This is a genomic window from Verrucosispora sp. WMMA2121 (genome assembly GCF_027460185.1).
Taxonomy (GTDB): Bacteria; Actinomycetota; Actinomycetes; order Mycobacteriales; family Micromonosporaceae; genus Micromonospora; species Micromonospora palythoicola.
On record NZ_JAPZBH010000006.1, the window covers coordinates 825,649 to 840,248 of the forward strand.

Here is a 14,600-nt window from a genome sequence, read left to right on the forward strand (position 1 = left end):
GCCGATCCCCACCGTTCACCGTCGGGTCACCGGGAATCGTGCCGAGCCTACTGCACCCGCCCGCCCGGCAGGACGTACCGGTGCCCGCTCCCGCAGCCCTGATCATGAAGTTGTCACCACGCCACGCCGGTGGCGGGGGCGACAACTTCATGATCAAACAGGTGGTGGCCTCGGCGTCAGACTTCCAGGAGCTCGGACTCCTTGTGCTTGACCAACTCGTCGACGTGCGAGACGTAGCGCTGGGTCAGGTCGTCCAGTTCCTTCTCCGCACGCCGGCCCTCGTCCTCGCCGACCTCGCCGTCCTTGACGAGCCGGTCCAGCTCCTCCTTGCCCTTACGGCGGATGTTGCGGATGGCGACCTTCGCCTCCTCACCCTTGTGCCGGGCCACCTTGATCATGTCCCGGCGGCGCTCCTCGGTCATCTGCGGGAGCAGGATGCGCAGTTGGTTGCCCTCGTTGTTCGGGTTGACCCCGAGGTCCGAGTCCCGGATCGCCTTCTCCATCGCATTGATCTGCGAGTTGTCGTACGGCTTGATGATGGCCATCCGCGGCTCGGGAACGGCCACCGACGCCATCTGCGTCAGCGGGGTCGGGCTGCCGTAGTAGTCGATGATGACCTTGGAGAACATGGCCGGAGTGGCGCGACCGGTGCGGATGGCGCCGAACTCCTCCTTGGCGTGCTCGACCGCACGCTCCATCTTCTCCTCGGCCTCGAGGAGGGTGTCGTCGATCACCGGTCTCCTCGCCTCCTTCTTGTGCTCGTCGTGGGCTTGTCGGGTCACCGGGACCGCCGAGATCGCCGTCGGCGGTCGGCTCAGGTGGTGATCAGCGTGCCGATCTTGTCGCCACCCACGGCCCGGACGATGGTGTCGTCGCCCTGCGCGCCGAAGACCAGCATCGGCAGGCCGTTCTCCATGCAGAGGCTGAAGGCTGCCGCGTCGGCGACCCGGAGGTTGCGACGCAGCACCTCGGAGAAGGTGATCGAGTCGAACTTGCTGGCGGTCGGATCGATCCGGGGATCGGCCGTGTAGACGCCGTCCACGCCGTTCTTGCTCATCAGCACGACGTCCGCGTGGATCTCCAGTGCGCGCTGGGCGGCGACCGTGTCGGTGGAGAAGTACGGCATGCCCGCGCCGGCGCCGAAGATGACCACCCGGCCCTTCTCCAGGTGCCGGATCGCCCGCAGCGGGATGTACGGCTCGGCCACCTGGGCCATCGTGATGGCGCTCTGCACCCGGGTCTCGATGCCCTCCTTCTCCAGGAAGTCCTGGAGGGCCAGGCAGTTCATGACCGTGCCGAGCATGCCCATGTAGTCGGCCCGGGCCCGGTCCATGCCCCGCTTCTGCAACTCGGCGCCCCGGAAGAAGTTGCCGCCGCCGACCACCACGGAGACCTGCACACCCCGGCGCACCACGGTGGCGATCTGCCGGGCGATGGCCTGCACGACGTCCGGATCGACACCGATCGCGCCGCCACCGAACACCTCGCCGGACAGCTTCAACACCACCCGCCGGGCCCGGCCGGGCGGTGGTGCCGTCGGATCGTCCGCCGCCAACGTCCGGTCACTCACAACCTGCGTCATCCGCCCGTCCTTCCCCCACTGGCGCGCTCAGGTGCGCGTACCTGCCGCTGCCGACCTTATGGGACGAGGAGGCCGCGGTGTGTGTCGCGTACACCGGCGGCCTCCTCGTCTCGTCGTTGCTCCCAGCCCACGGGGCGCGGTACGCCCCGAGCCGGCTCAGGCCTGGCCGACCTCGAACCGCACGAAACCGGTGACCTCGATGCCCGCCTCGGCCAGCACCTGCTTCACCGTCTTCTTGTTGTCGGTCACCGAGGACTGCTCCAGCAGGACGAAGTCCTTGAAGAAGGAGTTGACCCGGCCCTCGACGATCTTCGGCAGCGCGGCCTCGGGCTTGTTCTCCTCGCGGGCGGTCTGCTCGGCGATGCGCCGCTCGGACTCGACGACCTCGGCCGGCACCTCGTCGCGGGTGAGGTACTGCGGCCGCATCGCGGTGATCTGCATCGCCGCGCCGCGCGCATCGGCGTCGCCCGCCTCGTCGGCCTTGCCGGTGTACTGCACCAGCACGCCGACCGCCGGGGGCAGGTCCTGCGCCTTGCGGTGCAGGTAGACCGCGACGTTGCCGTCGAGCTTGGCGAACCGGTTGAGCACCAGCTTTTCGCCGATCTTGGCGGACTGCTCCTGGACCAGGTCGGCGACGGTGCGGCCGTCGATCTCGGTAGCGAGCAGCTCCGCTGCGTTGCCGACGCCGGCCCGCTCGCCGTGCTCGACGAGCTGCTGCGCCAGCGCGATGAAGTTGTCGTTCTTGGCGACGAAGTCGGTCTCGCAGTTGAGTTCGAGCAGCGCCTTGCCGGAGTGCGCAACCAGACCGTTCGCAGCGGTCCGGCCGGCCCGCTTGCCGACGTCCTTGGCGCCCTTGACGCGCAGGATCTCGACGGCCTTGTCGAAGTCGCCCTCGGCCTCGGTCAGCGCCTTCTTGCTGTCCATCATGCCGGCGCCGGTCAGGTCGCGGAGCTTCTTGACGTCCGCGGCGGTGATCTGGGACATGGCTCTCTCTTCGGTGTTGAGACTGCGTGGAATGGTCTGAGGTGACGATTACCCGGTTCCGAGAGGTTCGTGCCCGGTCTACCTGCCGCCGGTCACCGTCCGTGGAACGGGCGGTGACCGGACGGCGGTACGGTCACTGGCCGGAGACGGCGGCCGGCTGCTCGGCCGCGGGCTGCTCGGCGGCCGGCTGCTGCTCGGCGGCCGGCTGCTCAGCGGCCGGCTGCTGCTCGTCGGCCTTCTTCGGCTCCTCGAGCAGCTCGCGCTCCCACTCGGCCAGCGGCTCGTCGGTGGCGACACCCGCTTCCGGCTTCTCGTCGCCGCCCCGGCGACGACCGGAGCGGGCGATCAGGCCATCGGCCACGGCGGCGGCGACGACCTTGGTCAGCAGCTCGGCCGAGCGGATCGCGTCGTCGTTACCCGGGATCGGGAAGTCGACCTCGTCCGGGTCGCAGTTGGTGTCGAGCACGGCGATCACCGGGATGCCCAGCTTGCGGGCCTCGTCGACGGCGATGTGCTCCTTCTTGGTGTCGACCACCCAGACCGCGGCCGGGAGCTTCTGCATGTCCCGCAGGCCGCCCAGGGTGCGGGTCAGCTTGATCTTCTCGCGGGAGAGCTGCAGGGTCTCCTTCTTGGTGTAGCCGGCGGCGGTGCCGCTGAGGTCACCGAGGGCCTCCAGCTCCTTCATCCGCTGCAGCCGCTTGTACACCGTCTGGAAGTTGGTGAGCATGCCGCCGAGCCAGCGGTGGTTGACGTACGGCTGGCCGACGCGGGTCGCCTGCTCGGCGATCGCCTCCTGCGCCTGCTTCTTCGTGCCGACGAACAGGATGCTGCCGCCCTCGGCCACCGTGTTGCGCACGAAGTCGTACGCCTTCTCGATGTAGTCGAGGGTCTGGCGCAGGTCGATGATGTAGATGCCGTTGCGCTCGGTGAAGATGAAACGCTTCATCTTCGGGTTCCACCGCCGGGTCTGGTGCCCGAAGTGAACACCACTCTCCAGCAGCTGACGCATGGTCACGACGGCCATGATTCGTACTCCTTGCGGTCCCTGGTTGTCCCGCCCGGCCGGCGGCCGGGCGTCCTGGTGCCCGGTCGTCGACCATGGTGGGCCCGACCGGGGTCGGGACCAGGGAGGCCGCCGCCGCACGACGACTCGTGAGGAGGGCACGCGAGGTCGACCGCACGAGGCGGTCGCCGGTTGACCAGTGTACGCGCTCTCCCGACCGTGCCACGCCCGGGTGCGGTGAGACTCCGCTCCACGGCGGCCGACCCGGGTGCCGCCACCGGCGGCCAGGCCACCGGCCGCCGCCGGCTACGTCCCGCCGCCTCGGCGACGCGCAGCCGGTGGCCCGACCATCCTCAGCCGGCGGCGAGCGCGGCCACCAGGAAGAGCGCCAGGCCGACCGTGAGGTAGGCCGTCGGCGGTCGCAGCCAGCCCCGGGCGCCGTCGATCAGCGAGAACCCGGTCGTCCGCAGCCCGTAGAGGCCGGCCGCGAAGATCGGCAGCCCACAGACCAGAAACGTGCCGGCCAGCACGTCCCCGGCGGCAACCGGATCGGCGGTCGCGCCGTGCAGCAGCACCCGCGCCGCCGGCACCTCGAAGATCACGACCAGCGCCGCGAAGAGCACCGCGAGCACCGGCCGCCGCGTCCGGTAGACACCGTCCCCGGCCGGCACCCCTGGCTGGACGCCGCCCGTCGGGTGACCAGATGTCGGGTGACCGAGGATCGGGTGACCCGCTGCCGGATGGCCAGCCGGGTGACCGGTCACGGCGTCGGCGGGACCGGGCGGGGCCTCGCCCACCGGCGGTTCCGTCCGGGGTGCCACCGACGGCACCGGACCGGTCGGCTGTTCCAGCGGGTTGGTCGCCTCCGGGCCGCGCTTGGCCTCGACGATCGGGTATCCGGCCAGCACGGCGCGGGTCGGATCCGTGGACAACGGCGCTCCGCCGCTGGTCGGGCCCACCTCGTAAGCGGCACGCCGGCCCGGGCGGTCGACCGGCAGTTCACCGGAGACGTCCGGTCCCGCCGGTTCCGTTCGGCGGGAACGCGACGCCCGGTAGCGCTCGGGCTCCCCCGCCACGTCGCCGAGCGGGTCCGTCAGTGCCGCCCGCCGCGGTGAGCCGTACCGGTCGTCGTCGTCACCGCGCTGCTCGGGTACCGCGCGGGGCTCGTCGCCGGGGTGGCGCCCCTCTCCCGCCGGACGCCACTGCGGGTCGGTGTAGCCACGGTCATGGTCGCCCGGATACCAGCGGGGCTCCTGGTCGTCGGCGAAACTGCGTCGTCCGTCCACGCCCGGCACCGTATGCGACAGGCGGTTGGTACGCCATTCGACCCCGCACCTGACCAGCCCAAAAAGGTCGCGCTAGCACATCCGGGGCATGATCGTCCGGTCGTCCACAACACCCTCGGTCGTCCACAGGCCACCACGGCGGGGTCGCCGCGAGTCCCGGCCCGGAGCAGTGTGCCGGTCATGACCAAGCGGAACCAGGCGATCGGCGGTTACGGGGAACGCTGCGCCGTGCGGCACCTCATCGAGGAGGGACTACGCCCGGTGGCCCGCAACTGGCGCTGCCGCACCGGAGAGATCGACATCATCGCCTGGGACGGGCCGGTGCTCGCCTTCTGCGAGGTGAAGACGCGGCGGACCGCCACCTTCGGCAGCCCCGCCGAGGCGGTGGTGCCGCGCAAGGCCCGCCGGCTGCGGGGGCTTGCGGCCGCCTGGCTCGCCGCCACCGGCACCACCGCCGACGAGGTGCGCTTCGACGTCATCTCGGTACTGCTGCCCCGCCTCGGCCGGGCGCGGGTCGAGCACGTCAAGGACGCCTTCCGGTGAGCGGGCGCAGCGGCCGGACCGGTCGGCCCGGTGCGTTGGGGCCGTGTCGCGGCACCGCAAGCGCCGAGGTGACGCGGTGAGTTACGCCCGGGTGCTCTGCGTCGGTCTGGTCGGAGTGACCGGGCAGCTGGTGGAGGTGGAGGTGGACCTCGCCGCCGGCCTGCCCGGAGTGGCGATCTCCGGCCTGCCCGACACCGCCCTGCACGAGGCGCGCGACCGGGTCCGGGCCGCGTTGGTCAACTCCGGCCAACGGTGGCCGAACCGCCGGATCACCCTCAACCTGCTACCGGCCACCCTGCCCAAATTCGGTTCGGCGTTCGACCTGGCGATCGCGGTGGCGCTGCTCGGCGGCTCCGGCGAGCTTCCGCTGCTGCCGCTGGACGGCGTGGCGGTGCTCGGGGAGCTGGGCCTGGACGGCACCGTGCGACCGGTCCGGGGCGTACTGCCGATGGTCGCCGCGGCGGCGAAGGCCGGCATCCGGCGGGTGATCGTCCCGGCCGGCAACACCGCCGAGGCGGCGGTCGTGCCCGGCCTGCTGGTCCGCGGCGTCGACACCCTGCACCGGCTGGTCGCCTTCGTCCGCGACGGCCGACCGCTGATCGAGCCACCGGTCGACGCTCCGCCGCCGCCCGCACCCGGGCCCGACCTGGCCGAGGTGGCCGGGCAGGGGCTGGGTCGACGGGCGCTGGAGATCGCCGCGGCCGGTGGGCACCACCTGGCGCTGATCGGGCCTCCGGGAGCGGGCAAGACGATGCTCGCCGAACGCCTGCCGTCGATCCTGCCGGAACTGGACGACGAAGCGGCCCTGGAGGTCACCGCCCTGCACTCGATCGCCGGCCTGTTGCCGGCGGGTGGCCGGTTGATCCGGCGTCCGCCGTTCCAGGCACCTCATCACACCGCGACCGTCCCCTCGATCGTCGGTGGCGGATCCGGGCTGGCCCGCCCCGGTGCGATCTCGCTCGCCCACCGGGGGGTACTGCTGATGGACGAGGCACCGGAGTTCAGCAAGGCCGCGCTGGAGGCGCTGCGTCAGCCGTTGGAGCACGGCCGGGTGCTGTTGACCCGTAGCCGGGGCAGCGCCGAATATCCGGCCCGCGCCCAGCTGGTCCTCGCGGCCAACCCGTGTCCGTGTGCGAACCCGGCCGGCGACGACCGCTGCGAGTGTGCCCCGCAGGCCCGCCGTCGTTACCTCGGCCGGCTCTCCGGTCCGCTGCTCGACCGGATCGATCTCCAGGTGCGGCTGCCTCCGATGCGCGCCGCCGAGCTGATGGAGTCGACCAGTCACGAATCCTCCACGGTGGTCGCCGGGCGGGTGGTGGCGGCGCGTGCGGCGGCGGCCGCACGTTGGGCACCGCTGGGTCGGCGGCTCAACGCCGAGATACCCGGCCCGCAGCTACGTCGGGCGCCGTGGCGGCTGCCCGGCCGCGTCACCGCCGATCTGCGGGCCCGGCTCGACTCCGGTTCGCTCTCCGCCCGTGGCTTCGACCGGGTCGTCCGACTCGCCTGGACGATCGCCGACCTCGACGGGCGGGCCCGGCCGGACGCAGGAGACGTCGGCGAGGCCATCACGCTCAGGACGGGAGAGGGCACATGAGCAGCCATGAGGAGTTGACCCTGGCACGGGTGGCGTTGACCTGGCTGGCCGAGCCGGGCACCCGGTCGGTGCACGCGCTGGTCGACGAGTTCGGCCCGGTGGGCGCGCTGGACCTGCTGCTGGACGGCGGAGCACCCCAGCAGGCGCTGCGCGAGTCGGTGGCGGCGCGCAGCCGGGGTGGTGACGCCAGGGTGATCGCCGCCACGGCCCTGCACCGCGCCGAGCGCCTCGGTGTCCGGGTCGTCATCCCCGGCGACGACGAATGGCCGGCGACGGTGGAACAGCTGCGTACGCTCCGCCTGTCCGACACCCGCCGCCGGGTGGATGTCGAGACCGCACCGCCGCTCTGCTTCTGGGTACGCGGCTCGTGGCCACTGGCGGAGGCGCTGGACCGGTCCGTGGCGGTGGTCGGGTCTCGGGCCGCCACGGCGTACGGCACCCACGTCGCGACCGATCTGGGTTACGGCCTGGCCGACCGGGACTGGACCGTCGTCTCCGGCGGCGCGTTCGGCATCGACGCCGCCGCGCACCGTGGGGCGCTGAACGCCGGTGGGCGCACTGTCGCGGTGCTCGCCTGCGGGGTGGACCGCGCGTACCCGATGGGCAACGCGGCGCTGTTCGACCGGATCGCCGACACCGGTCTGCTGGTCAGCGAGTGGCCGCCCGGCGCCGAGCCGCTGCGTCCCCGTTTCCTCATCCGCAACCGGGTGATCGCGGCGGGCACCCGGGGCACGGTGCTGGTCGAGGCCGCAGCCCGCAGCGGCGCCACGCAGACCACCCGACGGGCCATCGCCCTGGGTCGACCGGCGATGGTGGTGCCGGGCCCGGTCACGTCGGCCATGTCGGTCGGTGCCCACGAGATGCTTCGGGAGCACCCGGAGGCGCGACTGGTGACCGGCCTGGCCCACGTGCTGGAGGAGGTGGGTCGGATCGGCGAGTTGGCCCCGGTGCCGCGCGGGCCCCAACGCCCCACCGACCTGCTCGACGACGACGCCCGGTCGATCGTGGAGGCGATGCCGCGACGCGGTCGTGTCGATGTGGACGGCCTCGCCGTGCGGGCGGGTCTTGCCGTTCGCACGGTGCTGCGCAAACTACCGCTGTTGGAGGAGTTGGCCCTGGTGGTACGCCGGGAGGGCGGCTACGCCCTGGTCCCGCCGGGCCGACCGAGCACGCCGGCCCAGCCCGGCCCGAGCACGCCGGCCCAGCGCGGCCCGGTCGCGCCGGTCAGCAGGCCGATCGGCGGTGACGTCCCACCTTCCGCCTGATCAAGGGGTGCCGTCTGGCGGGCCACCTGTTCGCCGTCCGGGCAGGCCGACCGTAGGGTGGATCTCGTGGGCAGGATGGGCGGGATGGGCGGGCACGTGCCCGCCGCCAACGGCACCCAGGCGATGCACGACGCGCTGCCGGCACCACTGCGGGACGCGGTGGACGAGTTCGCGGGATACCTGGCCTCGGTCCGCAACCGTTCGGCACACACGGTGCGGGCGTACGTCGGCGATCTGGTGTCGCTGTTGGATCATGCTGGGCGGATGGGCTGCACCGAGGTGGCCGACCTGAGCCTCGACACGGTACGCAGTTGGCTGGCCCGGCAGCGCACCACCGGCGCTGCCCGCACCTCGCTGGCCCGCCGGGCCGCCGCGGCCCGCACCTTCAGCGCCTGGGCGCACCGGCACGGGTTGCTGCCCACGGACGTCGCCGCCACGCTGGCCAGTCCCCGACCGCGCCGGACACTTCCCACGGTGCTCCGTCCCGAGCAGGCGACCCTGCTCGTCGAGAGGCCCGCCCACCCCGCGGCCACAACCGTCTCCGGCGGGCCGGCAGCCGTCGCCGATCCCCCGCCGTCAGCCGACGACCCGTCCGTCGCCGTCGAGGCGGTACGGCTGCGCGACCGGGTACTGCTCGAACTGCTCTACGGCACCGGGGTACGGGTCAGCGAGGTGTGCGGGATCGACACGGCCGACGTCGACCAGGATCGGCGGGTGGTCCGGGTACGTGGCAAGGGCGGGCGGGAGCGGACGGTGCCGTACGGCCTGCCGGCGCAACGCGCCCTCGACGACTGGCTACGGCACGGGCGGCCGGTGCTGGCGGTCCCCGAATCCCGGGACGCGCTGCTGCTCGGCGCCCGGGGTGGCCGGCTGCATCCGACCATGGCTCGTCGGATCGTCGGCGATCACGCCGAGGCCGCGGGGCTGCCCCGGACCAGCCCGCACGCGCTGCGCCACACCGCCGCGACCCACCTGCTCGAAGGCGGCGCGGACCTGCGGGCGGTGCAGGAACTGCTGGGGCACTCCTCGCTGGCCAGCACCCAGATCTACACGCATGTCTCGGTGGAACGGCTCCGGGCCGCCTACCGCCAGGCCCACCCGCGCGCCTGACGGTAGGCGGCACGGCCATCGGGTCACGCACGACCTCCCGGCGGCGGGACGCCGTCCCTGACGTGACGGCTGCTCTGCATCCTGACCGGTGACGGCGGCAGCACCCCGGACACACCGAGCCCGACGGCTACGATCATCGGGTGAGCGTCCCGCCGCCGCCCGAGCCGATCACGGGCGCCCGTCTGCTCTTCTCTCTGGACCCGGCGGTCAGCCACCTCAACCACGGCTCGTTCGGGGCGGTGCCGATCGTGGCGCAGCGCGCCCAGCAACGGCTACGCGACGAGATGGAGGCCGACCCGCTGCGGTTCTTCACGCAGGGCCTGGTCGACCGGATCGCGCACACTCGCCGGCACCTGGCGGGTTTCCTCGGTGCCGATCCCGACGGCACCGCCCTGACCACCAATGCCACCACCGGCGCCGCCGTGGTGCTCCAGTCCCTGGGGCTGCGGTCTGGTGACGAGGTGCTCACCACCGACCACGGCTACGGTGCCGTGGCCTACTCCGTCCGCCGGGAATGCCGCCGCACCGGGGCCACGCACCGGGTCCTGCGGGTGCCGCTGACCGCCACCGACGACGAGGTGGTGCAGGTCGTCCGGAACGGGCTGCGGCCCGGCCGGACCCGACTGCTGGTGGTCGACCAGCTCACCTCGGCGACGGCCCGGCTGTTCCCGGTCGCCGCGATCGTCGGGGTGGCCGGTGAGCACGGCGTGCCGGTGCTTGTCGACGCCGCACACGCTCCCGGCATGCTGCCGGCGTCGGTGTGCAGCATCGGCGCCGACTTCTGGGTGGGCAACCTGCACAAGTGGGGGTACGCGCCGCGCGGCACCGCCGTGCTGGTGGTGGCGACCCGGTGGCGGGACCGGATCGAGCCACTTGTCGTCTCCTGGGAACAGGACTCGGGCTTCCCGGCCCGCCTGGAGTGGCAGGCCACCTCGGACTACACGGCCTGGTTGAGCGCACCGGCCGGGCTCTACACACTGCGCAGCCTCGGCGTCGACCGGGTACGTGGGCACAACGCCGGACTGGCCGCGTACGGGCAACGGGTGGTGGGGGACGCGCTCGGCGTGCCACCGGCCGACCTGCCCGACCCGGGCGGACCGACGGTCGCCATGCGACTCGTTCCGTTGCCGGCGGGGCTCGCCACGACCCTGGACGGTGCCCGGGCGTTGCAGTCCCGGATCGCGGAGCGGCTCGGTGCCCAGGTCGCCGTCACGACCTGGGACGGCCGCGGCTGGCTGCGGTTGTGCGGCCAGGTCTACAACACGCCCGAGGAGTACCAGCGACTCGCGGTCGGGCTGCCCGGTCTGCTCGCCCAGCGGTGAGCGGACGCACCGCGGCGACGACGAGGTCGCCGACGGGCAGCAGTCGAACCCGTCCGAGACCGAGCAGGGCGAGCGGGTCGAGGTAGTCCTCCCCCCGGCGCAGTCCCCAGTGCAGGCACGCGCTGCCCGGACAGCCGGCGTGCCCGGGCAGCAACGTGCCCAGGGGCGCACCGGCCGACACCACCGTGCCCACCGTGACGGTCGGTCGGACCGGTTCGTACGTGGTCCGTAGGCCGTCGGCGTGGCCCACGGTGACCACCGGCCGGTCGGCGACCACGCCGGCGAACAGGACCGTGCCGGCGCCGGCCGCCCGGATCGTGGCGGCGGCCGGGGCGAGCAGGTCGATCCCCCGGTGACCGGCCAGCCACGGCCGGGGCGGCGGGTCGAACCGGCGAACCGGCCGTGGCATCCCGTCGACCGGCCATCTGAACCGCCCGCTTCCGCCGAGCTGCGGCACCCCCTCGACCGGCCACCGCAACGGCCCGCCAACGGTGCCCGGGGTGCCCCCCGCCTGCGGTGAAGCCACCGGGCGCGACCAGCCGCTCGGCGCGGCCGGCGGGAACGGCGCGGCCGGCGGGAACGGCCGAGCATCCGGCGCGGCCGGCGAGGGCGACCCACCACGTGCCCCGGCCGCACCACCCATCGGTCCGGTGGGGGCCAGCAGCAGGAGCGTCGTGACTCCGCCGAGTATCGACATCCGTGGAGACATGCCGTCGAGCCTGACCGGGCCCGCCGAAGTCCACCGCCCCGGGCGGCAGATCTGTGGACGACCGGGCGTCCTGTGGACAGTCCACGCACGCACTGGTCGATCTGCTATGGGCGATCGTCGCCTACGCTCGGGACGTGACCCGCGACTGGTACGCCTGGCACCACCACTACGAGGACCCGGATTCGTCGCTGTCGCGGCGGCTGACCGAGGTGCGCCGGCGGATCGGCACCGCCCTGGACGAGGCGGCGGCCGGCCCGCTGCGGGCGGTCAGCCTCTGCGCCGGGCAGGGCCGGGATCTCATCCCCGTGCTGGCGACCCACCCACGCGGCGGTGACGTGACCGCCCTGCTGGTCGAGCAGGAGCCCCGCAACGTGGAACTGGCCCGCGCCGCCGTCCGCGAGGCGGGACTGTCCGGGGTCGAGGTGAGGTGCGGCGACGCGGCCGACAGCGACGCCTACGTCGGGATGGTCCCGGCCGACCTGGTGCTGGCCTGCGGCATCTTCGGCAACATCTCCGATGCCGACGTCCGCGCGATGGTGGGCCACTGCGCCTGGCTCTGCGCCACCGGCGGTACCGTCGTCTGGACCCGGGGGCGATGGGAGCCGGACCTGGTACCGACGATCTGCGACTGGTTCGTCGCGGAAGGGTTCGAGCAGATCACGGTCAGCACCCCGGCGGAGGGGGTCGGCGTGGGCGCGCACCGGCTACTCGGTCCGCCGCGACAGCGGCCGGCCGGCGCGACGATGTTCGAGTTCGTCGGGCGGCCGGAGGCCGCCGGGCACTGACGAAACAACGGGGTGCACTGTGGACGCCGGACGCGCGGTGGGTGGGGGCCTCCGTCGCTGCTGCGGCGGTACCCGGGGTCAGCCGCCGAAGCCGGAGTCGGCGGGCAGGGAGATGTCCGGCTTCTCCAGCTCCTCCACGTTCACGTCCTTGAACGTCATCACCCGGACATTCTTCACAAACCGGGCCGGACGGTACATGTCCCAGACCCAGGCGTCGTGCATCTCCACCTCGAAGTAGACCTCGCCGTCGGAGTTGCGGACGTGCAGGTCGACCTGGTTGGCGAGGTAGAAACGACGTTCGGTCTCCACCACGTAGGAGAACTGACGGACGATGTCGCGGTACTCCCGGTAGAGCTGGAGCTCCATCTCGGTCTCGTACTTCTCGAGATCTTCCGCGCTCATCGCACTCCGCCTTCCATGACCACATCTTCCCCCACCGGCGCCGGAGGCCGAGGCTGCTCGCCCAACGCCACGCCGACGGTACCCCCTACGGCGCCCGAGCGCCCCATCGGCTCGTCCCGGCTTGCGCCGAGCGGTCGCCGCGAGCGGGGTGGCCGGCCGTCGAGCCCGGAGACGGCGGCCACGTTGACGTACGAGTAACGGTGCTCCCGACACGGCCCGCGCTCCCGCAGTGCGGCGGTGTGCTCCGCGGTGATGTACCCCTTGTGCTCGGCGAATCCGTAGCCGGGATGCTCGGCGTCCAGGTCAACCATGATCCGGTCCCGGGTGACCTTCGCCAGCACGCTCGCCGCCGCCACGCAGGCGGCCACCCGGTCGCCCTTCCACACCGCGAGCCCGGGCGCACCCAGGCCGTCCACGCCGAACCCGTCGGTCAGGACATACTCCGGCCGGACCGCGAGCGACGCCAGCGCTCGGCGCATCGCGGCCAGGTTGCACACGTGCAGCCCGCGGGCGTCGACCTCGTCGGCCGGGACGACCACCACCGCGTACGCCAACGCGCGCTCGACGACCTCGTCGTGGATCCGTTCCCGACTCGCCGGGGTCAGCAACTTGGAGTCGGCCAGCCCGTCGATCTCGCCTCGCCGGCCCTCCGGCAGCACCACGGCGGCGGCGACCAACGGCCCCGCGCAGGCACCGCGGCCAGCCTCGTCGGCACCGGCGACATGCCGGAAGCCGCGCCGTTGCAGGGCCCGCTCCAACGCGTAGAGCCCGGCCTCCCGGCGTACCACGGTGCGTGGTGGAGTCAGCATGCCCGTCCCTCGATGACAGCCGTCGTGCCCAACGCGCGGGCCAGAACCTCGGCAAGGTCAGCTGGGTAGCAGCGCTCCCGGGTGCCCCGCAACTCGTCCGCCGACCACCACCGGTGATCGTCGACGCTGCCCCGCTCCAGCTCGCTGAACCCCGCCGTGTCGACCTCGTGCGCCGTCACCCGGACCAGGAAGAACTGCTGCTCCTGCCGGTACCAGACGCCGCCGAAGGAGAACTCGGTGACGTCGGCGTGCACCGGTTGACCGACCTCGGCCACGCTCACCCGGAGCCCGGTCTCCTCGGCCAGCTCGCGGATCGCGGCCTCGGCGTACGTCTCCCCCGGGTCGACTCCTCCGCCCGGGGTGACCCACCACCGGCCGTGTTCCGGACGGGCGGGGTCGAAGCCGCGGAACAGCAGCAACCGGCCGGCCGCGTCGACAAGCAGGACGCGAGCGGCACACCTCGGGGTGTAGACGGTCACCGCACCAGACTGCCAGATGCCCACGACGTCGCCCACGCCGCGCTGTCCGGGACGGGTGGGCACCCGCTCACCGACCGCGCCGGCCCTGGTCAGGAACTCGGGATGGCCTCGAACTCGTCCGGCACGGTCAGGATCCTCGCCCGGTCGAACGGCCAGAAGATGGTGAAGGCGCGCCCCACCACGTCGTCCTCGGGGATGGTGGCGGCCTCGACGTTCTGCCCGGACTGCTGGTAGTGCTCCAGCGAGTCACCGGAGGCGGACCGGTGATCACCCATGACCCAGAGCCGACCCTCGGGCACCTGCACGTCGAACTCCTGGTCCGCCGGCTTGTCCCGTTGCCCGTCGACCGAGAAGATGTACGGCTCGTCGAGCGGGGTTCCGTTGATCAGCAGGCGGTCCTGGTCGTCGCAGCAGACCACCCGGTCGCCGCCGACACCGATCACCCGCTTGATGAAGTCCTCCCCCGCCGGATTGCCACTCCACTCCAGCGGCGCCTTGAAGACGATCACTTCGCCGCGGTGCGGCGAACGGGTGTGGTAGACGAGTTTGTTGACAAGTACCCGATCGTCGATCTTGAGAGTGTTCTCCATCGACGGCGAGGGGATGAAGAAGGTCTGCAGTACGAAGGCACGTACCAGTACCGCGACCAGGATCGCCACCCCGAGCAGGATGGGCAGTTCCTTCCAGAAGGAGTGGCGCGGCTTGTCGGTCTGCTCGTCAATCACGG

General features: G+C 72.5%; 16 protein-coding genes. 6 read left to right on the forward strand and 10 right to left on the reverse strand.

The annotated features are described in order from the left end of the window. Positions 1-176: 176 nt before the first annotated feature. The 5 genes from frr to O7605_RS12735 all read right to left on the reverse strand — a co-directional run bounded on the left by frr (position 177) and on the right by O7605_RS12735 (position 4,864). Positions 177-734, reverse strand: a complete 558-nt coding sequence (gene frr / locus O7605_RS12715) for a ribosome recycling factor (RefSeq protein WP_093402027.1) — start codon at positions 732-734, stop codon at positions 177-179. Between the two features lie 80 nt (positions 735-814). After that, positions 815-1,582: a UMP kinase gene (gene pyrH / locus O7605_RS12720; protein WP_093401681.1), complete on the reverse strand. Its 768-nt coding sequence runs from the start codon at positions 1,580-1,582 to the stop codon at positions 815-817. A gap of 156 nt (positions 1,583-1,738) precedes the next feature. Continuing rightward, the gene (tsf, locus tag O7605_RS12725) at positions 1,739-2,566 is read right to left on the reverse strand and encodes a translation elongation factor Ts (RefSeq protein WP_269739381.1); all 828 of its coding nucleotides are present in this window, start codon (positions 2,564-2,566) and stop codon (positions 1,739-1,741) included. Between the two features lie 133 nt (positions 2,567-2,699). Further along, positions 2,700-3,590 carry a 30S ribosomal protein S2 gene (gene rpsB, locus O7605_RS12730; RefSeq protein ID WP_269739382.1) on the reverse strand — a complete coding sequence of 297 codons (891 nt, stop codon included), beginning with the start codon at positions 3,588-3,590 and terminating at the stop codon, positions 2,700-2,702. Between the two features lie 332 nt (positions 3,591-3,922). Then, positions 3,923-4,864 (reverse strand): hypothetical protein, encoded by a 942-nt coding sequence (locus O7605_RS12735; RefSeq protein WP_443083919.1) that lies wholly within the window; start codon positions 4,862-4,864, stop codon positions 3,923-3,925. A gap of 171 nt (positions 4,865-5,035) precedes the next feature. Between O7605_RS12735 and O7605_RS12740 the strand changes: the two genes are divergently transcribed. The 5 genes from O7605_RS12740 to O7605_RS12760 all read left to right on the forward strand — a co-directional run bounded on the left by O7605_RS12740 (position 5,036) and on the right by O7605_RS12760 (position 10,689). After that, a complete protein-coding gene (locus tag O7605_RS12740) occupies positions 5,036-5,398 on the forward strand; it encodes a YraN family protein (RefSeq protein ID WP_269739384.1) in 363 nt (120 codons plus the stop codon). Between the two features lie 76 nt (positions 5,399-5,474). Next, positions 5,475-6,992, forward strand: a complete 1,518-nt coding sequence (locus tag O7605_RS12745) for a YifB family Mg chelatase-like AAA ATPase (protein WP_269739385.1) — start codon at positions 5,475-5,477, stop codon at positions 6,990-6,992. Next, the gene (locus O7605_RS12750) at positions 6,989-8,257 is read left to right on the forward strand and encodes a DNA-processing protein DprA (protein ID WP_269739386.1); all 1,269 of its coding nucleotides are present in this window, start codon (positions 6,989-6,991) and stop codon (positions 8,255-8,257) included. The genes O7605_RS12745 and O7605_RS12750 overlap by 4 nt, the downstream gene beginning before the upstream one ends. A 96-nt stretch (positions 8,258-8,353) precedes the next feature. Further along, a complete protein-coding gene (locus O7605_RS12755; RefSeq protein WP_443083981.1) occupies positions 8,354-9,367 on the forward strand; it encodes a tyrosine recombinase XerC in 1,014 nt (337 codons plus the stop codon). Positions 9,368-9,507: 140 nt separating this feature from the next. Further along, the gene (locus O7605_RS12760) at positions 9,508-10,689 is read left to right on the forward strand and encodes an aminotransferase class V-fold PLP-dependent enzyme (RefSeq protein ID WP_269739387.1); all 1,182 of its coding nucleotides are present in this window, start codon (positions 9,508-9,510) and stop codon (positions 10,687-10,689) included. On the opposite strand, the gene O7605_RS12765 is transcribed toward O7605_RS12760, so the two are convergent. Then, a complete protein-coding gene (locus O7605_RS12765; protein WP_443083982.1) occupies positions 10,577-11,332 on the reverse strand; it encodes a peptidoglycan DD-metalloendopeptidase family protein in 756 nt (251 codons plus the stop codon). The two genes, O7605_RS12760 and O7605_RS12765, sit on opposite strands and share 113 nt — an antisense overlap. 200 nt (positions 11,333-11,532) lie before the next feature. On the opposite strand from O7605_RS12765, the gene O7605_RS12770 reads away from it, so the two are divergent. Next, a complete protein-coding gene (locus O7605_RS12770) occupies positions 11,533-12,183 on the forward strand; it encodes an SAM-dependent methyltransferase (protein WP_269739389.1) in 651 nt (216 codons plus the stop codon). A 78-nt stretch (positions 12,184-12,261) separates the two neighbouring features. Here the strand turns inward: O7605_RS12770 and O7605_RS12775 are convergent, their stop codons facing one another. Genes O7605_RS12775 through lepB form a run of 4 tightly spaced genes read right to left on the reverse strand, consistent with a single transcriptional unit; the run spans position 12,262 to position 14,598 of the window. Next, positions 12,262-12,585 (reverse strand): DUF2469 domain-containing protein, encoded by a 324-nt coding sequence (locus O7605_RS12775; RefSeq protein WP_007075222.1) that lies wholly within the window; start codon positions 12,583-12,585, stop codon positions 12,262-12,264. After that, positions 12,582-13,394: a ribonuclease HII gene (locus O7605_RS12780; RefSeq protein ID WP_269739391.1), complete on the reverse strand. Its 813-nt coding sequence runs from the start codon at positions 13,392-13,394 to the stop codon at positions 12,582-12,584. The genes O7605_RS12775 and O7605_RS12780 overlap by 4 nt, the downstream gene beginning before the upstream one ends. Further along, positions 13,388-13,936, reverse strand: a complete 549-nt coding sequence (locus tag O7605_RS12785) for an NUDIX hydrolase (RefSeq protein WP_443083920.1) — start codon at positions 13,934-13,936, stop codon at positions 13,388-13,390. The genes O7605_RS12780 and O7605_RS12785 overlap by 7 nt, the downstream gene beginning before the upstream one ends. A gap of 26 nt (positions 13,937-13,962) precedes the next feature. Next, positions 13,963-14,598 carry a signal peptidase I gene (gene lepB, locus O7605_RS12790; RefSeq protein ID WP_269739392.1) on the reverse strand — a complete coding sequence of 212 codons (636 nt, stop codon included), beginning with the start codon at positions 14,596-14,598 and terminating at the stop codon, positions 13,963-13,965. Between the last annotated feature and the right edge of the window lie 2 nt (positions 14,599-14,600).